The following is a 19,939-nucleotide window of genomic DNA, read 5'->3' as shown; positions in this document are numbered from 1 at the left end:
CGGGAGTTCTCCTTCAGGAGGTTCAGCGATCTCCGTCTGGACCGCCACCGACCCGCTGGGTCACGATGAGCGGCATGACGGGGAACGGCTCGACACCACCGCCCGACGATCCACCGGGTGCCCCGCCGCCGGCCGGCCCGAACTGGGCCGCCGTCGGCGCACTCGCGGCTGCGGCGGCGGCCGTGGTGGCCCTGGTGGCCTACCTACTGCCACCCGCCCCGTCACCGCTGGCTCCTCCGGTCCCGGTCGTCGGCAGTCCCACCCCGGCACCGGACCGACCCTCGCCCTCGCAGCCGGATCCGCCCTCCCCGACCGAGTCGCCGTCGCCGACCGAGCCGTCGTCGTCGAGCCCGACACCGTCGCCGCCCGGCCAGCGCCCGACGCCGAGTCCGTCCCGGACTGCCACCACGCCGCCACCACCCACGCGCACACCCCCGCACACACCCGCGCCGATCACCCCGGTACCGGAGCCGCCGCTGCCGACGCTCCGGGCCGGTGGCTGCGACGAGGGAGAGGCCGCCCTGGCCCGGTTCCGGAAGAACGCCGGGACGACGCGCAACAGCCAGGCCGCCGCCGCCCTCCAGGCCCGGGACGATCTGATGGCGGCTCAATTCAGCGCCGACCGGAGCGACATCTCCTCGGCCCTGCGACAGCTGGCCTCCGACTTCTCGGCGCTGCGCTCCCGGCTGATCGGCGAGATCATGGACGACCCCAACGAAGTGCACGCCTGGATAGACTCGGACACCAAGGACTTCAGAGCATTCTGCAGTTGACGCTCCGACCGACACCGGAGCCGGAGCCGGTCGGGAGGTCGAGCACATGCCGGACGAGCTGGACGAGCTGTGCGCGCGGGTGCTGGCGGAGCACGGCTGTGCCTCGGTCTCGGTGGCCGTGGCCGAAGGCGACGAGGTGGTCCTCGCCCGGGCGTACGGCTTCGCGGACGTGGCCTCGCGCCGCCCCGCCACCCCGGGCACGGTGTACGGACTGGCGTCCGTCACCAAGGCGTTCACCGCCACGGCCGTCTGCCTGGCCGCCGACGAGGGCCTGCTCGACCTCGACGCCCCGGCCTCCGGGGCGTACGGACCGACCGGGCCCACCCCGCGTCAACTCCTGCTCCACCGTGGTGGTTTCCCCGCGTTCTACACCTTCCACTACGGCGCGGGACCGCTCCCGATCGAGATCGAGCGCTACCGCGCCCCGCTCCGCGAACCCGGCACCGAGTTCGAGTACTCCAACACCGGCTACCAGGAGCTCGGCCGGCTCCTCGAATCCGCGACCGGCCGGCCCCTCGGCGACCACCTGCGCGAGCGGGTCGCCGCGCCCCTGGGCCTGAGCGACTTCGCCTTCGGCGCCGCGTACACCGGCCCAGCCCCCGTCGCCACCCGCTACTCCGCCGGCGGCCGCGCGTACCCCACCTGCCGCACCGGCCATCCCGCCGCGACGGCCGGCTGGGCCACCGCCGCCGACGTCGCCCTCTTCGCCCGCACCGCCTCACGCCTGCTCAAGCCCTCGACCCTCGCGGCGATGAACGAGGCCCCCGCCATCAACGAGCACACCGGCTACGGCTACGGCCGCCTCGTCTCGCACGGCCCCGGCCCGGTGGTGCACAGCCACGGCGGGGGCATGGGCGGCATCGCCGCGATGATGATCGACGTTCCCGAACGCGAACTCTCGCTCGCCGTCCTGACCAACTCCACCGACAAGGCGGCCCGCGACGCCGTCGTCCGCCACCTCGCCGGGGCCCTGCTCCCCGGTTTCCGTCCCACTCAGCTCGACACCGCCGCCGAGACCCCCCGTACCGTCACGCTCCCCCAGGGCACCTGGTCCGGCGAGATCACCACCCCCGAGGGCGGGCTCCCCCTCCGCCTCCGCCTCCTGAGCCCGACCCGGCTGGAAGTCCAGCTGGCCGACGCCCCGCCGGTGACCACCGCGGCCGCCGCCTCCGACCGCTGGGACCTGCGCGCCACCGCGGCCCTCCAACTCCCCACCCGGGACGCCCGCCTGAACAGCCCCCACCTCGGCCTTGAACTCCGCCTCCGCGAGGACACCCTCACCGGCCGGGCAATCGCCTACAAGCCCGGCGACCAGGAGGGCTTCCTCGGCTCCTACCTCCCCCACCCGTGCACCCTGCGCTGACCCGTCCCGCCCGGGCTACGGGCTACGGGCTACGGGCCCGCCGGCCGTCGCACCCAGCGCAGCACCAGGACGCTCGCCAGTGCGGCCAACGCACACCAGGTGGAGACGAAGGCGGTCCGCCACAGCACCGCGCAGAGGACAGCGGCCGCCCCGACCCACCAGCCCAGCCGCCGGAGCTCCGGCACCGGGTTGAGCAGCAGCGGGCCCAGGGTGGCCACGAGGTAGGCCGCGAGGAGCAGCGGGGCGAACCGGATGCCGACCGCGTACTCCAGGGTGTGGCCGTCCACCGTCGCCGTGACGGGGCCCGCCAGCACCGCCACCGTCAACGGGACGGCGGTGGCCAGGCCGAGCACCACGAAGCCGAGCAGCCGGCGAGGGCGGCCGGCGGCGCGCCAGGCGCCGACCGGGACCAGCACGGCGAGCAGCGGCATGGCGATCAGCGCCCATCCGACCCGGGCGAGCCCGGCGGCACCGCTGCCGACCCGGCCCTCCTCACCGAACCACACCACCGCCTCCAGGAGTTGGTGCAGACCGAGGACCAGCGGCAGCGCCGCCAGGGGCAGTTGCCGGCGGTGCCGCACCCGGCTCAGACACACCACCCCGAGACCGGAGACGGCCGCGCCGATCAGCAGGTCCGCCTGCGCGCTCCAGCACATCGCCGCGTCCCCGCCTACCCGGACACACTCGGTCCGGCCGGTCGGTCCCGGGAAGGGTCCGGGGCGGGGCTGGTCGGGGGCACGGTGCTGCTCCGTTCGGTCGCCGAGGAAAGCGGTCTGCGCGCCCGACTATCCGTCAGCACGGCCGCCCGCGGGCCCGACGACGTCGCCCGACGCCGCCGAATCACCCGGCCGGACCACGCACCTCGCCCCGCTCCCACCGGACGCGGCGCAGCCCGAGCTCGTCCAGCAGGTACGCCGCGTCGCTCCCCCGGGCCCCACCCGCCTCCGCGATCGCTTCCACCTCGCCCAGCAGGCGCTCGCGCTCACCGGCGGGCAGCTGCCCCAGCCAGTGCACGATGCGCGGGAACTCCATGTCCAGGTTGGCGAAGTCGAGCGAGACCAGGAGCGCGCGACGCACGTTCTCGTACGTCGCCGGCACCGCGCCCTCGCGGGCGTCGTGCCCGCTCCCCCTGCTCATCACGGAACGCACTCTACGTCGCGGGGACGGACCCTCACCGGGCGAGGGGCGTGCCGGAGCACGGGAGAAACCCGTTGCCCCGGAGCGGAACGACCAGCTAGGTTCGCCCGGCCGCCCGCACCGGTGCAGGTCGGCACCGTTCACGAGGAGGTGTGGAGCACATGCGCAGGAGTGCCCAGGAGTCGAGCCCACGTACTGACCCTTGCCACCTCCTCACGACGGAGACACCTTGTCCCTCCGCATCACCCCGCTGACCGACCCCGCTCCCGGACCGCACGGCCGGCGTCTCGCCTGGCTGGCCTCGGACGCCGGCTCCGTCCCGGTCGGGACGGCCTTCCTGCGCCTGCTCGACGGCGGACAGGCGCACCTGGCCGAGCTCGACCTCCGCGTTCACCCCGCGGAGCGCCGCAAGGGCATCGGCTCCCGGCTCCTCGACGGCGCCGTGGCCACCGCCCGGGACGAGGGCCGACGCCGCGTCGTCGCACGGGCGGAAGCCGGATCGCCCGGCGACCACTTCCTGGCGGCGCGCGGATTCTGCACGGTCCTCACCTTCCGCTACACCCGCCTCGCGCTGGCCGAGGTGGACCCCGCCGTCCTGGCCGGGATCGTCGAACGTCCGCATCCCGGCTACCGGCTGACGTCATGGCGGGGAACCGTCCCCGACGACCTCGCCGAGACCTTCGCCGCGTCCCGCCGCGCCATGGACGACATGCCCATGGACGAGGCCGACCACTCCCCCGTGACCTGGGACGTGGACCGCGTGCGGGCCGCCGCGAAGGCCGTCGAACAGCGCGGCGACCACCTGCACACCGTCGTCGCCGTCGACACCTCCGACGGCTCGATCGCCGGGTTCACCGAACTCGTCGTCCCCGGCAACGGCTCGGGCGACGCCCAGCACTACGGCACCGGCGTGCTGCCCGAGCACCGCGGACACGGGCTCGCCCGGTGGATGAAGGCCGAGTCGATCCGCAAGGCCCGCGAGGACCACCCCGACCTCGGTGGCCTCCTGACGGACACCGCCGACGGCAACGCGCCCATGCGACGGATCAACGACGCTCTCGGCTACGTACCCACGCACACGGAGCACCAGCGCCAGCTCGACCTCTGACGGGGGCCGGACGGGCCGGACGGGGCGTCACCCCGTCCGGCCCGTCCGCTCACTTGGGCTTGCCGTCCGCCAACACCAGGCCGCGGAAGCGGCGTAGCGAGCGGGCCGCCAGCGGGTCGGTGAGCGGGCGCAGGACGGCCGAGGCCGGACCGGCGGCGGGGAGGCGGAAGGCGCCGAGGAAGGCGAAGCGGGTGCTGGTGGCGGACTCGGGGTGGGCGGCCATGCCGCCGAGCAGGAAGCGACTGCGCATCAGGCACCAGCCGGGCGTCAGTTCGAGGTCGAAGCGCGCGCGCAGGCGGGTGTGGCCGGTGACCAGGAGGGCGGCGCGGGCGGCGCGGGCGGCGCCCTGAGGGGGCGTCAGGCGGGCCGTGCGGATGTCCGGGAGCCACTGCGGCATGGTGCGCTCCAGGTCGGCCGCGACCGACCAGACCGTCTCGAACGGAGCGTCGATCACCGTCTCGCGGACCGCAGCGCCCGGAGTGGTGGCCGCGACCACCCGCAGGCGCCGGACCGGGTCGAAGTCGGCCACCGGCCAGGGGGTTCCGTTCACTGCTGCCACGCCCTTCGGAAGCTGATCCGGGCCCGGGAGAGCCGGGACTTGACGGTGCCGGCCGCCACGCCCAGCAGGTCGGCGGTGGAGCGCTCGTCCAGGCCCTCCAGGTCGCGGAGCACCAGGACGGCGCGGTGCTCGGGCGTCAGCCGGGCGAGCACGTCCTCGATGTCGGTGGCGAGCTGCGGGTCGCCGGGGCGCGGGAGTTCGGAGAGGTCGGCGGGAACGCAGCGCGCCGTCCGCCGCACGTGCCGCACCGCCTCGCGGACGGCGATCGCCCGGACCCAGCCGAACAGGGCCGCGGGCTCCTTGAGTTGGCGCAGCTTGCGGAAGACGGCGATCAGCGCCTCCTGGGTCGCGTCCGGTCCGTCGTCGAGGGCGATCGGGCCGCACAGGCGCCGCACGTACGGCGCGACCAGCTCCAGCAGCTCGCTCACCGCCAGCTGATCGCCGCGCTGCGCGGCGCGGACCAGTTCGGCGAGACCTGCTGCCTCGCCCGGGGTTTCGGGACCATCCACATCCGACTCAGAGGCGGCCTGCGGCACGGACGTTCCACCCCTCCCGTGTGACCCTCGCCACAGGAACCTCCGTCTCCCCCGCGCGCTCCCTCCGGGTCGACGAACCGTCACCGCCCCGAAGGAGCACCCTCGATGGACACCCGCCGCAGCACCCGCACCCGCACCGCTGCCCGTACCGTGGCCGCCGTCCTCGCCGCCGACGCCGCGATCCACCTCTACTGGACCACCGGCCTCACGTGGCCCGCCCCCGACCGCGCCACCCTCTCCCACCTCGTCCTCAACGCCGACGTCCCCTTCACCCCGCGCGTCCTGCTCCCCCTCGCCACCGTCCTCCTCTGCGCCGCCACCCTCCTCCTCACCCGCACCGGCCACCTCCCCGCCCTCGCCCGCCGCCTCCCCGCCCCGCTCCTCCACCTGGCCCCGTACGCCGTCGCCACCGGCCTCCTCCTCCGCGCCCTGGCCGGCCTCGTCTGGATCACCGGCCTCGGCAGCTCGCCCGCCGACCCCTTCTACTGGCTCAACCTCGCCCTCTACACCCCCCTCTGCCTCCTCTGCGCCGCCGCCACCTGGACGGTCGCCCGCAGCCGAACCTGACGACCGGGCCGCATACTGCGACCGAGGACGGACCGAGCGCACAGGAGTGATCCCCCGTGACCGAGCACACCGCCACCCCGGACCGGACCGTGGGCGTCGACCTGGCGACCGCAGCAGCCCGCACCGCCACCGCCGTCGTCCGGTGGGAGGAGGACCGGGCGGTGGCGGAGGTGCCGCGCGTCGGATGCGAGGACGAGGAGCTCCTGGCGCTGCTCTCGGGGCTCGGACCGCACGACCGTGCCGGGATCGACGTCCCCTTCGGGTGGCCCGTCGCGTTCGTGGAGGCGGTCGGCGCGCATGCGCGGGGGCGAACGGTGGCCCGGGCGGGGCGGGCGTGACGAGCACTACCGGGCCATGCGTGCCCGTGCCTGTGACCGGCACGCGGCCGAGGCGCTGAAGGCCCACCACGGCCGCGGTCCGCTCTGCGTCTCCTTCGACAGGCTCGGTGCGGTGGCGGCCCGTTGGGCGTTCCTGTCGGACCCAGCTGGCTTCGCGCGGCCAGGCCGTCGCGCGGGACGGCAGCGGCGCCGTGGTCGAGGTCTACCCGGCCGGGGCCCGTGCCGTCTGGAAGATCGGCGGCGAGAGGTCGGTGCGAGGCCTCACCGGCGCGGCCGCCCCGTGGCTGGTCTTCGCGCCTGGCGCCGAGGAGCGCTACGCCGCGAGCGAGCACGCCTTCGACGCGTTGATCGCCGCCCTCGTGGCCCGGTCCGCCGCGCTCGGCCGGACGCTGCCGCCGAGGACCGAAGAGCAGCTGCGCCTCGCCCCCGTCGAGGGCTGGCTCCACCTGCCGGGCCCCCTGGATGACCTCGCCCCACCCGCCCGGCCTGGGCTTTCCGGCAGCCTGGCGTAGGGTTCCGGTACGGAATCCGCTCCTCCGAAGGGACCCTCAGCATGGCGACCGCGCCCACCAACGGACCCACCGTCAGCTCCGGGGCGGCGGGCATCGGGCGGTTCGGGTGGGGGACGGCGGCGGTCGGGCGGCCCGGGTACATCAACCTGGGGCGGGAGGCCGACCTGCCGGCCGGGCGGAGCGTGGAGGCGCTGCGGGAGCGGACGCACGGGCTGCTGGACGCGGCCTTCGCGGCGGGCGTGCGGTACCTGGACACGGCGCGGTCGTACGGACTGGCGGAGCAGTTCCTCGGGGAGTGGCTGGCGGCGCGGCCGGAGGCGGCGGCCGAGGTCACGGTGGGGAGCAAGTGGGGGTACACCTACACCGCGGACTGGCGGACCTCCGGGGTGCCGGTGCACGAGGTGAAGGAGCACTCGCCCGAGGTGTTCGACCGTCAGGTCGCCGAGAGCCGGGCGGTGCTGGGCAGGCACCTCGACGTCTACCTGATCCACTCCGTCACCCCGGACAGCCCCGCGCTCAGCGACACCGCCCTGCACGAGAAGCTGGCGGCGCTGGCCGCCGAGGGCGTCCGGATCGGCCTCTCCACCAGCGGCCCCGCCCAGGCGGCGACCGTCCGGGCAGCGGCCGAGGTGACGGTGGCGGGGCAGCCGCTGTTCTCCGCCGTGCAGTCCACCTGGAACGTGCTGGAGCCCTCCGCCGGCCCCGCCCTCCAGGAGGCCCACGCCGCCGGCTGGCTGGTCGTGGTCAAGGAGGGCATGGCCAACGGCCGCCTCGCCGGCCGCAACGCCACCGGCCCCGACACCGCCGCACTGCGCGCCCTCGCCGAACGGACCGGCCACCCCACCGACGCCCTCGCCCTCGCGGCCGTCGCCGCCCAGCCCTGGGCCGACCTCGTGCTCTCCGGCGCGGCCACCACCGACCAGCTCGCCTCCAACCTCACCGCCGCCGAGCTCCCCCTCTCCCCCGACCAGCTCGCCACCCTCGCCCCGCTCGCCGAACCCGCCGAGCAGTACTGGCGCACCCGCGCCGCCCTCCCCTGGTCCTGATCCGCGGCCACCCCTCTGCTACGGTCGGACGGCCGGCCGCGGGACTCCGGTGCGACTTCCGGAAACTACCTCTGAAGCAGTGATTCGCAGTTCGCGCCCCCATTCCCCGGCCGGCCCCTGACCCGGAGCACCAGCGACGAGGACGAGCCACCGTGGAGACGTACGGCGACCTGGTAGCCGCCGATGACGTGCTGCTCTTCGTCAATGCCGCGATCACCGCGACCGGCCGGCGCGAGTTCCACTCCGACCAGGCCGAGCAGCAGCTCTCGCTGGCCTTCCTGCACGAGTACATGCTCGTCAACTACCGCGGCCCGTACGCCGCTTCGCTGGCGCTCGACATCAACGACCACAACGCCGCGCTGATCGTGCGCCACCTGCTGGAGACCGCGAAGGAGGCTACCGAGGAGCAGCGCCGTACCGAGGGGCGGCTGATCGCGCGGCGGCTGGCGCTGCTGCCGCCGCAGCGGGTCTACCGGCTGATCGGCGAGCTGCGGCGGGCCAAGGTGAACAACCGCCGTACCCGGGCGATCCTGCGCGACTGGCTGGCCGCCCGGCCGGACCAGACGCTGGACGCGGTGAAGTACCGGGGCGGGCTGAAGCTGGCGCTGCGTCATCTGCACCTGCGCCCGGCCGAGGCGGAGACCGGGGACTTCCTCTTCAGCAAGGCGGCCAAGGGCGCCGGGAAGTACCGGGCACCACTGCTGAGCGCCTGGACCCGCGCGCACTACGAGCAGCCCGCGCTCTACGAGTTGCCGTACACCGTGGCGGAGGGCTTCGCCGCCAAGCACGGCATCCCGCGCGAGGTCTTCCTGCGGAAGATCGAGCCCCGGATGACCGCGCTGGAGCGGCTGCGCCTCCAGGAGTCGGCACGCACCGCGGGCGCGTCGGAGGTGAACGCCGCCGACCTGTCCCGGATGTCACTGAACCGCCTGGCGGTGTACGCGCTGGGCCTGTCCGCCGCCGACCGGATCGCCCGCCGGGGCGAGCTGACCGGCGCCCTGCGCGCCGCCGCGCGCCGCACCGCCGGTGCGCAGGCCGGGAGTTGGGGGAAGGTCGCGGCGGTACTGGACGACAGCTTCTCCTCCTACGGCTCCGGGCAGCAGCGCCGCCGTCCGCTGGCCGCCGCGCTGGCCTGCCACTTCCTGCTGGAGGCGCTGGCTGGCGAGGGCGGCTACACCGCCTTCTGGACCTCCGGCCGCACCGACGCGCTGCTGCTCCACCCGCTCGGGCCGACGCCGCTCGGACGACGGATCGTGGACGCCCTGGACACCGCCCCCGACCGGCTGCTGATCGTCTCGGACGGGTGGGACAACTCCCCGCCGGGGATGGCCGCCGAGGTGCTGCGGGTCTGGCGCACCCGGCTGGACCCCGACCACCGCACCAGCGTCGTCCACCTCAACCCGGTGTTCGACGCCGAGAGCTTCGACGTGCGCCGGCTGGCGCCGACCGTCCCCACCGCCGGGCTGCGCGACGCGGCGGACCTGACCACGCTGGCGGAGTTCGCCCGGTTCGCCGAAGGCCGTACCGGCATCGGCGAGTTGACCGCCCACCTGGCACTGCGCACCGAGCAGTTCCTCGACCCCGGGCAGGCCCGATGAAGACCGAGCCGTTCACCCTCGACCTGGCGGGCCTGACCACCCGACCGGCGCAGGTCTGGGGCGGGGTCCGGCTGGTCCCGCTGGTGCGCGAGGTGCCGATCACCGACCTGCGGCTGCGCCAGGAACTGTACGGCGAGGAGGACGGCTGCGGCTGCGGCTGCGGCCGTGGCACGGTGGAGTGCGACAAGGGCCTGTACACCTCCTACCTGCCGCACGGCTTCGTCGCCGACTGGACCCGGGACGGCACCCCGGCCGCCGCCTACGGCACCCAACTCGGGGGCTCCGCACCGGAGTCGGTCCCGCTGGAGCGCCGGCCGGGACGGCTCGCCAAGCGGGCCGACCGGACCCGGCTGCGCTTCCTGCCGCTGCACCTCGCGCTGGAGGGGTACCTCGCCCTGCACTTCGGCGGCCCCACCTTCGCCTGGCAGCAGTGGTCGGAGCGGGCGCTGCGGCACGGCCTGTCGCCGCGTGAGGAGGCGAGCTACAGCGGGGCGCACGTCAGCGGACTCGCCGACGCCCTGCGGGCGTTCGAGCTGCACCCCGGCCAGTGCGGCGTGCTGCTGTACGTGGCGGACGCGCTCGCCGCCGCCTTCGTGGTCCCGCATCCGGAGGACTACCGGGCCCTGCACCGCAGCCTGCTGCTGGACCTCTACGGCGAGCTGGTCTACCACTACGCGCTGCTCTCCGCCCCGGTCCCGGACTTCCGGGCCGACCTCGGCCGCTCCTCCGTCCGCTCCCTCGCCGAGCTGCGTGCGGCGGTGGACCGACAGGAGCGTACCTGGGCCGGGTTCCACGACGCCACCATGGCGGACGGGCTGCTCGGTGCGGCCTACCGGAGCCGGACGGTGCGCCGGATGGACCGCTTCACCCTCTCCCGCTTCCTGCCCGAGTTCCGCCCCCGGCAGGAGAACCACATCGGCGAGGCGATCACCGACGAGCAGGGCCGGATCGCCTACCTCAAGACCTTCCGCCTCTCCGAGAGCCAGACCCGGCGCGGCCATCTGCTGGACACCCTGGCCGCCCACGACTGGCACCTGCCGCAGACCGCCGGCAGCCTCGGCCTGACCGAGCACCAGCTCGGCCTGCGCCTGGAGTCGGCCGGCTTCGGGGCCCTGCTCCAGCAGCACGTCCTCGACCGGTACCGCAGCCAGGCCCGCGCCGAGAGCCGCTGAATCCACTGGCGCGCCGCGCCCCGGAGGAGCTACGCTCCCCCACGATGATCACTCACTCCCTCTCCGGATGGGGGGGTCTCGTCCACGTTCGGTGAGTGCTGATGGCCACTCACCCCGTGCGCGAGGACTCCTACCTCTCCCGCTGGCTGCGCGTGCGCGAGTACGCCGTGCCGCCCGTCATGATCGAGCGCTCCACCGCCCGCCGCACCGTCGGCGACTGGGCGGGCGCCTGTGCCGCCTCCCGTGTGGACGTGGACTTCGATCTGCCCACCGTGAACCGTGCGCTCGGCCACGAGTTCACCGGTCAACTCCGTTCGGACCTGCGCCACTTGGCGCCCGACCTGCTCCGCTGGCACCTGCCGCGGACCGCCCCCGACGGCCTGCTGCGCGGCGGGCTGACGATCTCCCTGGCCCGCTACCGTCTGCCCGGACGTCCGGGCCCGGTCCACCTGGTCGCCCGTACCCCGCCCAGCTGGGCGGACGGCGGCCAGCGCTTCGCGCTCGCCCTCTGGACGTCCGACGGCGACGTCACCGCCTCCGACCGGCGCCACCACCACCCGCACCGGTGCCCCGATCCGCGCTTCCGGCTCGACCTGCACCGGCACCTCTGGGACGCGCGCCGGGCCGGCGAGCTCCGGGAGCGGGCCGGATCGGTGCAACAGGCCCGTGTACCAAGTGAGTTGGAACCGTCCTACGCCGTGGACCGCTGGTGTGCCGAGGCGGCACTGCTCCGGGAGGCCGAGGGCCGGCCGGAGCTGGCGGTGGTGGTCCGGCTCGACACGAGACGCCGTCTGCTGCTGGAGCCGGGAGCCCGGCTCACCTCGGCCGGCCTCGACGAACTCCCGGACGGTGTCGCGATGTTGACGGTTCGGGAAGCGGCCGGTCTGTCCGTGCTGCCCGACGCCGCCACCTGGACCGCGCCCGATCTGGAACTGCTGCGCAGCGGGGCGATCCGCCCGGAGCGGCTGCACCCCCTGGTCGCAGCGGCCTTGGCGCCGGGCCACCCCGCCCCGCCGCGTGTCCGCCCGGACGGGTCCTCGGCACCGGCCCTGGTGGACTGTCAGGGAGCCCGGCACCGGATCGCCCTGGTGGACGGCACCCTCAGCCCGCTCGACCACGACCCCGCCGAGCTCCACCGGGAGCAGCTGCTCAGCGCGCTCGGCGGCACCCCGATGCCGTGCCTGCGCACCATCGAGCAGGCCCACCGCCACCCGGAGGAGCTGACGGGCGTCCGCGAACGCCTCGCCCACGGCGACAGCGCCGGTGCGCTGGCCGTGGTCGAATCGCTGCTCGGCCCCGCCGCCCTGCTCCCCGAGGGCCCGCTCCGCTCGGCGTTGGAGGCGGCGGCCGAACGGCGCGTCACCCACGGCCTCTACCGGGCAGGCCTGTTGGGCCTGGTCCGGGTGGCACCCGCGCGGCCCCGGCCGCCGAGGCCCCGGACCAGGTTCGTGTCAGCGGTGCCCCGGACCAGGCCCCGGCTCGCGACGTACCGCCGCTGAACCCTGCCGATCTCCGCTTCCGGCCTCCCGGCACCGGCCGGCCGTCGCCACCCCCTGCCCTCATCTCCTTCTCTCCCCAAGGTGATCCGCCATGAACGAGCACGCCCCGATGCCCCAACTCGACGTCGCCGAGCAGCTGTTGGCCCTGCTCGGGACCACCACCACCGAACCGCGCACCGATCCCCAACTGGAGGCCCTGACCCTTGCCGTCGCCGCCGACCTGCCCGTCCTGCTCTGGGGCGAACCGGGCATCGGCAAGACCGCCGCGCTGACCCAGCTCGCCGAGACCCTCGACCTGCCGCTGACCACCGTGATCGCCAGCGTCCACGAGCCCTCCGACTTCTCCGGCCTACCGGTGCTCGGTGACGACCCCGCCGTCCAGGGCGTGCCGATGGCCCCGCCGGACTGGGCGGTCCGGCTGGTCCGGGAGGGCCGCGGGCTGCTGTTCCTGGACGAGCTCTCCACCGCCCCGCCGGCCGTCCAGGCCGCGCTGCTCCGACTGGTGCTCGAACGCCGGGTCGGTGCCCTCCGACTCCCGCCGGGGGTACGGATCGTGGCCGCCGCCAACCCCCGCGGTTCGGCGGCCGACGGCTGGGAGCTGAGTGCGCCGCTGGCCAACCGCTTCGTCCACCTCCAGTGGACGCACGACCACGAGGTGGTGGTGCGCGGCTTCGGCGGCACCTGGCCGCGCGCCGTGCTGCCGGTGCTCGACCCGGACGGGCTGCCGGAGGCGGTCGCCTTCGCCCGTCGGGCGGTCTGCACCCTGCTGACCGCCCGGCCGGAGCTGGTGCACCGGCTGCCCGAGGGCGAGAGCCGCCGGGGCGGGGCCTGGCCCTCGCCGCGCAGCTGGGAGATGACGCTCCGTCTGATGGCCTTCGCCACCGCCGCCGGGGCCACCCGCGAGGTGCTCTCCATGCTGGTGCGCGGCACCGTCGGGGACGGGCCGGGGCTGGAGCTGCTCGCGAGCACCGAGCGGATGGACCTGCCCGACCCCGAGCTGCTGCTCGCCGACCCGGCGGCGGCCGAGCTGCCCCGACGGGGCGACCTCCGGCAGGCCGTGCTGGACGGTGTGGTGGCGGCGGTGCGCAACCGGCCGACCCAGCCGCGCTGGGACGCGGCCTGGCAGCTGCTGGCGCTGGCCCTGGAGACCGGCGCGCCCGATCTGGTGGTGGTCCCGGCGAACACCCTGGCCGCGCTCCGCCGGGACGGCTGGACCGTCCCGGACACCGTCGAGCGGCTGGCCGGGACGGTCCGGCTCGCCCGCCGCGCGGACCAGCTGGCGCCCGAGGCCGCGGCGGGGGTGGGCCGGTGAGCACCGCCCCCACCCCCGCGCCCGCGCGCGGGTCGGCACCGCCCAAGCCCGCACCGCCGAAGCCGAGGCCCCCGCAGCCACGGCCGACGACCGCCACCGCTCCCGCTGCCGTCCCGCAGACCCTGGACCGGGAGAAGCTGTTCACCGCCCGCCTGCACGCCGCCCGGGTCCGCCCCTACCTGGCCACCGCGCTGTTCGCCCTGCACGTGGTGGAGTCGCAGCGGGTGCCGACCATGGCCGTGGACTCGCACTGGCGGTGCTACGTCTCCCCCTCCTTCGTGGCGAAGACCTCCCTGGCCGACCTGGCCGCGGTCTGGGTGCACGAGGTCTCCCACCTCCTGCGCGACCACCACGGGCGCAGCGACCGCCACGCCCGGCGGCACGGCCTGACCGGCCCGGCCGAGCGGCTGCGGATGAACATCGCGGCCGATCTGGAGATCAACGACGACGCGTTCGGCGACGGCCTGGTCAGACCCGCGGGCGCCCTGACGCCCCGTCGGTTTGAAGCTGCCGGAGGGGCAGCTGATGGAGGAGTACCTGCACTTCGTGGGGCTCGGGAAGCTCACCGAGCCGTGGGCCTGGCTGGACTGCGGCAGCGGTGCCGACGGGCTGGAGCGGGAGTGGGACCTCGGGCCGGACGGGGCGCACGGCCTCGCCGGGCACGAGCGCGACGCGGTGCGCTTCCGGGTGGCGGAGGGCATCAGGGCCGCGCAGGGGGACGTGCCGCAGGGCTGGCGGCGGTGGGCCGAGGAGGCGTTCCACCCGCCGCAGCCGTGGCGGCAGTTGCTCGGTTCGGCCCTGCGGGCCGCCGTCTCCGGCTCCGGTGCCGGCGAGGACTACACCTACGGGCGGCCGGCCCGGCGCTCGGCCGGCCTGCCCGGGGTGGTGCTGCCCAGCCTGCGCCGCCGCCCGCCCCGGGTCGCGGTCGTCATCGACACCTCGGGGTCGGTCAGCGACGCCGAGCTGGGCACGGCGCTGCTGGAGGTCGCGGCCATCGCCCGCGTGGTCGGCAACCGCCGGGACCAGGTCAGCGTGGTGGCCTGCGACGCGGCCGCCGGGGCCGCGCAGCGCAGTCGCTCTGCGGCGTCGAGGGCCTCTCCCTGATCCGGCGGCGGGGGCACCGACCTGCGGGCCGGCTTCGACCGCGCCCTGCGGCTGAGCCCGCGCCCGGACGTCGTGGTGATCCTGACCGACGGTCAGACCGACTGGCCGGCCGCGGCCCCGCCGGCGCGCACGGTCGTCGGCCTCTTCCCCCGCGACGCGCGCCCCGACGAGGACGACCCGGACTACGTCCCGCCGACCCCGCCGGCCTGGGCCCGGACCGTCCGCCTGGGCGTTTGACCGGGCCCGTCGGTGGATCGGGCCTGTCGGCCGACGGTCCGGTCAGGGGTCACTCGCCGATGCGCTCGACGATCAGCTCGCACAGCTCGTGGGTGCGCAGCGCGTCGCGGGCGGAGAGCGTCTGACCGGCCCGGACGGCGTCGAGGAGGTGGTCACCACCTGCTCGATGCCGCGCTGGCGGGCGACCGGGACCCAGTCGCCGCGGCGGGCGCACGGTGGGCTGGCCCCGGTGGTCGATCACCTCGGCGAGGTTGTGGACCTCGCGCTTGGAGTCGGCGCCGGAGACCTCGAGGACCTCCTCGGTGGAGCCGGAGAGCCGGTTCATGATGCCGAGCGCGGTGAAGCCCTCGCCGGCCAGGGTGAGCACCACGTGCTCGACCAGGCCCTCGCGGACCCGGGCCCGGACGTCCACGTGCTGGATCTCGCCGGGCACCAGGAAGCGCAGGGTGTCGACCACGTGGATGAAGTCGTCGTAGACCAGCGTGCGGGCGGCCTCCGGGAGGCCCTCGCGGTTCTTCTGCAGCACGATCAGGTCACGCGGGCGCTCCTTGGCGAGCAGGTAGCCGGGCGCGTGGCGGCGGTTGAAGCCCACCATCAGCGAGCGGCCCCTCGCGCTCGGCCAGGTCCACCAACTTCCGTGCGCCGTCCAGGTGGTAGTCGAGCGGCTTGTCCACGTAGACGTCGATCCCGGCCTCCAGGAGGGTGCTCACGATCGGCACGTGCTGGTCGGTGCTGGCGTGCACGAAGGCGGCCCGCACCCCGCTGTCGATCAGCTCGCCGAGATCGGTGAAGCGCGGGGCGATCCGGTGGGTGTCGCCGATCCGGTCGAGCTTGGCCCGGTCCCGGGTCATCAGCTTCAGGTCGAGGCCCGGCAGGGCGGCGAGCACCGGGAGGTACGCCTTCTGCGCGATGTCCCCGAGCCCGATCACCCCGACCGGGATCGCGGTGACGGACTGACCGGCGGCGGGCTGGCTCATCGGCGGGCGCTCCTGTACGTCTGACGTCGGCTCACGGCCGCCGCCCCGGTGGGACCCGGCCACACCCGGCAGCATATTCCAGAGCCGTGACCGGGCCCCGAAGCGGCCCGGCCCGATGCCCCGGCTACCCCGGCTGCCCCGGCTGCCCCACCGCCCCGCCGTCCTCGCCGCCCCGCCGTCCGAGGACCGCCCGACGGACCGTCAGTCCGTCCCGAGCCCCGCCGCCGCGGTGGTCAGCGCGGCCAGCACCGGCTGCACCAGCGGGTGGCGCTCCGCGCCGGTCCGCACCGCCGCGAACACCTTGCGGGTGGCCAGCGCGCTGTCCACCGGCCGGACCTCGACCGCCTCCAGGTCCACCCCGCGCAGGCGCGGAGCGCGGCACCAGGGCCACCCCGGCCCCGGCCAGCGAGAGCGCGACCACGGCGCGGAAGTTCGTCGAGGAGTGCACCAGGCGTTTCTGTAAACCCCTGTCTTCCCTCATTCCAGCATTACCACTTCTTTCCCTTTTTTTCCTGGTTTTCTTATTTTCTCTTCCCCACAACTTTTTCTTTTACGAGCTCGCCACAGGGACAGGGACGAGTAGAGACCTCGGCCAGCGGGCCGTGGCCGCAGCGGGAGCACCGCCACATCCGAAGGGCTCGGCAGAACAGCGGAAACTCGGTCAGAACGCAGGTACGTAGGCGCGCGGCGCCGCCCCGGTACTCTCTTACGCAGAGTTGGAGCGCGAAGAGCAGAGCGGGGAAGGAGGAGATTCGAGGGAGAAGAAAACAAAACAATAAAAAACATCAAAAAAAAAAAACCCAAAACAACAAACCAAAAAAAAAAAACTAGACCAGTTTGATGATGGTTGGAACCGAAAGAAAGTCACATTCCGATAACCTGCATGATAACATACATGATGGAGACTAAACATTGTAAACCGAAGATACCAGAGAACACAGACTCTACAAGCACAGTGAACACAAAGTGATTCAAAACAAAAAAAAAACGACTGGGGGGAGGGGCTTCTGTCTAGAGTCCTGCTGTGCCAGTTCGAGATGGCGGGACGTAGCTGGGACCCATAAGTCTGGTTGCGCGAGCGCTCGAGGAAGTTGGAGTGTGTCATGAAGCGCAGCTGGTTCGAGCGGAGATAGAGCGGCGTGATAAGAAGTTGTGGCGGAAGGTGAGCGGAGCAGAGTAAGACGGGGGGGGCGACGACCTTGTGCGAATGGAGGTACGAGGCTCGCGGGCAAGGATCTGCCCACGAGGACATACGGGACGACAGACATCCGGACAGGGGATGGCTAGTGGCGTCTAGCCGATCCCCGGCGGTCGATCGACTCAGCCCACTGGGAAGAGGCACCAGTTACCCAGGACTAAAGACCAACTAGAGTAGACATGTCCGTGTGCATACCGAAAGTACGACACCGTTCTCAAGTAACGCACGTTTCTTGGCGGGAGCGGAGCTGGAGAGCGAAGGGCGCCGCTGGGTCGATCGGATCGTCGAGGGGATTTGCCGAGCCGCTGCTATGAAGGGGACGAGGAGCTCCTGCCAGTAGGTGCCCCGAGAGATTGGACGAGACTTAGAGACAAGAGGCCCACCATTAAAGAGGCATAGGGGATATCACTATGAGATGTGTCCCTAACGTTCCGAGCGTGTGGGCGCTCCCAACCTGATGAGATCTATATGGAGCTGAGTGGAGGTGGACCCGCCTATGCCCGCGTTAGAGAAAGTTGATGACCCAATCGAAGGGTGAGGCGACCTTAGTGACTGGGGGAGTGAGGAGGGCCAGGGACGTAAGGGGTGTGGAATGGGCGAGCGGGGTCGTGGCGCCAGTTTGAGACCAATAGACAGAGGGGGGAGCGCCGAGGGAACGGGCGGAGGGAGGAGGTCCAGCCAAAATTGGTTTTCAAAGGAGTGTCCAAACGTCTTCCCCGTGCATAGAGCGACGTTCCAGGGCAGCAGTGGTAGAGGCGTGGGAACGGTGGAGTTTGGTTGGAGTGGCGGGGTGTACAGCCTACGGGCTCTGTGCTCCAATATTTGATGGATGGCGCGATGTCGGCCCGGCCGTCCAGCACCATGGGCAGGCTGGCGTCGCCCTCCGCGTCCAGCACCCGCAGCCGCACGCCCGGTGCGGCCGTGGCCAGGTCGGCGATGGCGGGGGCGAGCACCAGGGCGATGCCGGTGGCGAAGGCGGCGACCGTGACCTCGCCGGCCGCGCCCTGCTGGTAGGCGGCCAGGTCGGCCTCGGCACGCTCCAGTTGGGCGAGCACCAGGTCGGCGTGGAGCAGCAGGATCTCCCCGGCGGCGGTGAGCCGCACTCCGCGGCCCTCCCGGGCCAGCAGGTGGTGTCCGGTCTCCTGCTCCAGCGCGGCGAGCTGCTGGGAGACGGCGGAGGGGGTCAGGTAGAGCGCGGCCGCGGCGGCCGTCACCGTCCGGTGGTCGGCCACGGCCCGGAGGGTCCGCAACCGTCTTGCGTCGATCACACCGCCATTCTGCCAGCGCCGAGCGCACGCTCCCGCCGGTCCGCGCGGCGCCCGTCCCTCCCGGCCGTCGCGTGCGCACCACCCGCCCCGCCACCACGTGATCTTCGTTACCAACCGCGGGCGGTTCCGTGACCACCTGACGGGTACTCAGTTGTCGCGATACTCCGCGCGAGGAGCCGGAGGGGAGGCGCGCGCGACCGATGCGACGGACCTGGCGTTAAATGGAGTCAACGACACATCCGGACCCAGACTGACCGGTGGCACCTACTAGGGACGGACTCCACGGGATTCAACGGACGGGGGGAAAAGTGAGGGAAGGACGCTTCTGCGCGGACGGACGGACACCGGACCATCGCCAACCCGGACGCGGGCTTCCTTTCCGGAGGCGGACGCGAATTCGTCGTTTTCAACGGCTGTGTCCTCGGTTCCACGGACAATCACCCCCACTGCGCTCCCCATTCCGCCACACATTCGCGAACACATTCCCCGGGACGTCGGGTGCTCCAATGACCTTTCCTCGTGGTGGAAACTGGCGGTGGACAACCGGGTCTGACCTTCTTCGTCCGTTTGGACGGACCCCGGACTGCCGGCACGGAAGCAGTTGATACGGAGAGGACCCACGGAACAATACTCTTACCCCCACCGCTACCCTAGCCCGTGACCAGTCCGCTCGCACGCGTCGGGCGGACGGACGGCGGAAGTCTTGTTCGCAAAGGGCGAACCATTTTTCATCCTCGACTCTTGCGTGCGGCCCTCGCCTCTGCCTTGAATCCCGGTAGGCCGCCCACGGTTACCCCCAATCGCGACGCGCGAACCCAGATTCCGGCGCCCTCTCCGCTGCTTTTTTGTCGCCGAGCGTCACACACCGCGCGGCCCGGGATGTCGACTAACGTGAGTTAGCAACCCAGTTTCCGGGCCTGGCGCGACACCCCCCGGTCTAGCCTACCCTCACCGCGGATTCTCACTTACTTTTTCCCGGCCCCGGATGGACGGCCGCGCCATCGGTTTGTCGGAACCCGTCGGACTCTAGCCACTGTCGGTTCCACACCCTCCCTATAGCCGCCTGGACCGGCAACGATGAATATACAGCCAAGAAATGCCCTCCGTCGCTCCGGACACCCGCGGCCGGGCGGACGTCACCGGCGCGCACGGCGGCGGCCGGACCCCCGGACGGCGCCACGCGGCGTGGTGTTGTGGGGGGTCGGGGGGGACCCGGACGGACGGACGCCCCGGGACGGAAGCGGACCCGGAACACGCGCGGGAGGCCGGCCCGAGGCAGCCCGCCGGACATCAGCACGGTTACGCCCGTCGGCCGGGCGGACCGGCGGCGCAGGGACACAACCGAGCCTTCACGTCTCACCAACACGGACAAGGACGCGCCGGGCACTTACCCGCTGGATACGGCCGCTCCCTCCCACCTCGTTCCCCCACCTCCCCCACACTCCGCCTTCCTCGCTTCTCTTCCTCTCTCTCATTCGACCTCTCCGTTCTCTCCACCCTACCTCACAACAGCACACCAACCGTCCGATCACTCTATCCCAGCCGCCTCTTCATGCACATGCGTTCTCGACCTCTCTCTACCGTCATCTCCCTAGCGCACTCTGCACCTCACTCTCCCTTCTCCTTTCCCCCTTT

Annotated in this window: 16 protein-coding genes and 3 pseudogenes; 12 read left to right on the top strand and 7 right to left on the bottom strand. The window is 73.0% G+C overall.

Annotated features, from left to right (window positions below):
* Positions 1–74 precede the first annotated feature (74 nt).
* Positions 75–773: a hypothetical protein gene (locus tag ABD946_RS41035; RefSeq protein ID WP_345290820.1), complete on the top strand. Its 699-nt coding sequence runs from the start codon at positions 75–77 to the stop codon at positions 771–773.
* A gap of 46 nt (positions 774–819) precedes the next feature.
* Entirely contained in the window at positions 820–2,136 is a 1,317-nt protein-coding gene (locus ABD946_RS41030) for a serine hydrolase domain-containing protein (RefSeq protein WP_345290819.1), read from the top strand.
* A 29-nt stretch (positions 2,137–2,165) separates the two neighbouring features.
* Here ABD946_RS41030 and ABD946_RS41025 read toward each other — a convergent pair whose 3' ends face one another.
* A complete protein-coding gene (locus ABD946_RS41025; RefSeq protein WP_345290818.1) occupies positions 2,166–2,792 on the bottom strand; it encodes a DUF6629 family protein in 627 nt (208 codons plus the stop codon).
* A gap of 184 nt (positions 2,793–2,976) precedes the next feature.
* Positions 2,977–3,273, bottom strand: coding sequence for a hypothetical protein (locus tag ABD946_RS41020; protein WP_345290817.1), 297 nt, complete (start codon positions 3,271–3,273; stop codon positions 2,977–2,979).
* A 229-nt stretch (positions 3,274–3,502) separates the two neighbouring features.
* Between ABD946_RS41020 and ABD946_RS41015 the strand changes: the two genes are divergently transcribed.
* Positions 3,503–4,381, top strand: a complete 879-nt coding sequence (locus ABD946_RS41015; protein ID WP_345290816.1) for a GNAT family N-acetyltransferase — start codon at positions 3,503–3,505, stop codon at positions 4,379–4,381.
* Between the two features lie 49 nt (positions 4,382–4,430).
* Here ABD946_RS41015 and ABD946_RS41010 read toward each other — a convergent pair whose 3' ends face one another.
* Together ABD946_RS41010 and ABD946_RS41005 are read right to left on the bottom strand one after the other, a co-directional pair.
* Positions 4,431–4,931: an SRPBCC family protein gene (locus tag ABD946_RS41010; protein WP_345290815.1), complete on the bottom strand. Its 501-nt coding sequence runs from the start codon at positions 4,929–4,931 to the stop codon at positions 4,431–4,433.
* Entirely contained in the window at positions 4,928–5,449 is a 522-nt protein-coding gene (locus tag ABD946_RS41005; protein WP_345290814.1) for an RNA polymerase sigma factor, read from the bottom strand. Before ABD946_RS41005 ends, ABD946_RS41010 begins: the two co-directional genes overlap by 4 nt.
* 132 nt (positions 5,450–5,581) lie before the next feature.
* Here ABD946_RS41005 and ABD946_RS41000 point away from each other — a divergent pair, with 132 nt between their 5' ends.
* The 9 genes and pseudogenes from ABD946_RS41000 (at position 5,582) to ABD946_RS40960 (ending at position 14,861) form a co-directional block, all read left to right on the top strand.
* Complete coding sequence (locus ABD946_RS41000) at positions 5,582–6,043, top strand: DUF3995 domain-containing protein (RefSeq protein ID WP_345290813.1); 462 nt, start codon at positions 5,582–5,584, stop codon at positions 6,041–6,043.
* 56 nt (positions 6,044–6,099) lie between these two features.
* Positions 6,100–6,381, top strand: coding sequence for a hypothetical protein (locus ABD946_RS40995; RefSeq protein WP_345290812.1), 282 nt, complete (start codon positions 6,100–6,102; stop codon positions 6,379–6,381).
* Between the two features lie 191 nt (positions 6,382–6,572).
* Positions 6,573–6,893, top strand: coding sequence for a DUF429 domain-containing protein (locus tag ABD946_RS40990; protein ID WP_345290811.1), 321 nt, complete (start codon positions 6,573–6,575; stop codon positions 6,891–6,893).
* Positions 6,894–6,934: 41 nt separating this feature from the next.
* Entirely contained in the window at positions 6,935–7,939 is a 1,005-nt protein-coding gene (locus tag ABD946_RS40985) for an aldo/keto reductase (RefSeq protein WP_345290810.1), read from the top strand.
* Positions 7,940–8,091: 152 nt separating this feature from the next.
* Positions 8,092–9,537: a hypothetical protein gene (locus tag ABD946_RS40980; RefSeq protein WP_345290809.1), complete on the top strand. Its 1,446-nt coding sequence runs from the start codon at positions 8,092–8,094 to the stop codon at positions 9,535–9,537.
* The gene (locus ABD946_RS40975; protein WP_345290808.1) at positions 9,534–10,709 is read left to right on the top strand and encodes an ARPP-2 domain-containing protein; all 1,176 of its coding nucleotides are present in this window, start codon (positions 9,534–9,536) and stop codon (positions 10,707–10,709) included. The genes ABD946_RS40980 and ABD946_RS40975 overlap by 4 nt, the downstream gene beginning before the upstream one ends.
* A gap of 101 nt (positions 10,710–10,810) precedes the next feature.
* Entirely contained in the window at positions 10,811–12,208 is a 1,398-nt protein-coding gene (locus ABD946_RS40970; protein ID WP_345290807.1) for a hypothetical protein, read from the top strand.
* 91 nt (positions 12,209–12,299) lie between these two features.
* Entirely contained in the window at positions 12,300–13,520 is a 1,221-nt protein-coding gene (locus ABD946_RS40965; protein WP_345290806.1) for an AAA family ATPase, read from the top strand.
* 122 nt (positions 13,521–13,642) lie between these two features.
* Positions 13,643–14,861 (top strand): annotated as a pseudogene (locus ABD946_RS40960) (vWA domain-containing protein).
* Between the two features lie 49 nt (positions 14,862–14,910).
* Here the strand turns inward: ABD946_RS40960 and ABD946_RS40955 are convergent.
* The 3 genes and pseudogenes from ABD946_RS40955 to ABD946_RS40945 all read right to left on the bottom strand — a co-directional run bounded on the left by ABD946_RS40955 (position 14,911) and on the right by ABD946_RS40945 (position 18,304).
* A pseudogene (locus ABD946_RS40955) lies at positions 14,911–15,802 on the bottom strand (Gfo/Idh/MocA family protein).
* Positions 15,803–16,039: 237 nt separating this feature from the next.
* Positions 16,040–16,313 (bottom strand): annotated as a pseudogene (locus ABD946_RS40950) (LysR substrate-binding domain-containing protein); the annotation flags it as partial.
* A gap of 1,268 nt (positions 16,314–17,581) precedes the next feature.
* Positions 17,582–18,304, bottom strand: coding sequence for a LysR family transcriptional regulator (locus tag ABD946_RS40945; RefSeq protein ID WP_345290805.1), 723 nt, complete (start codon positions 18,302–18,304; stop codon positions 17,582–17,584).
* Positions 18,305–19,939: the final 1,635 nt, after the last annotated feature.

The organism is Kitasatospora albolonga, from assembly GCF_039535905.1.
Classification (GTDB): domain Bacteria; phylum Actinomycetota; class Actinomycetes; order Streptomycetales; family Streptomycetaceae; genus Kitasatospora; species Kitasatospora albolonga.
The sequence above is the reverse complement of the archived record's forward strand: the minus strand, read 5'-3'. Positions and strand labels throughout refer to the sequence as shown.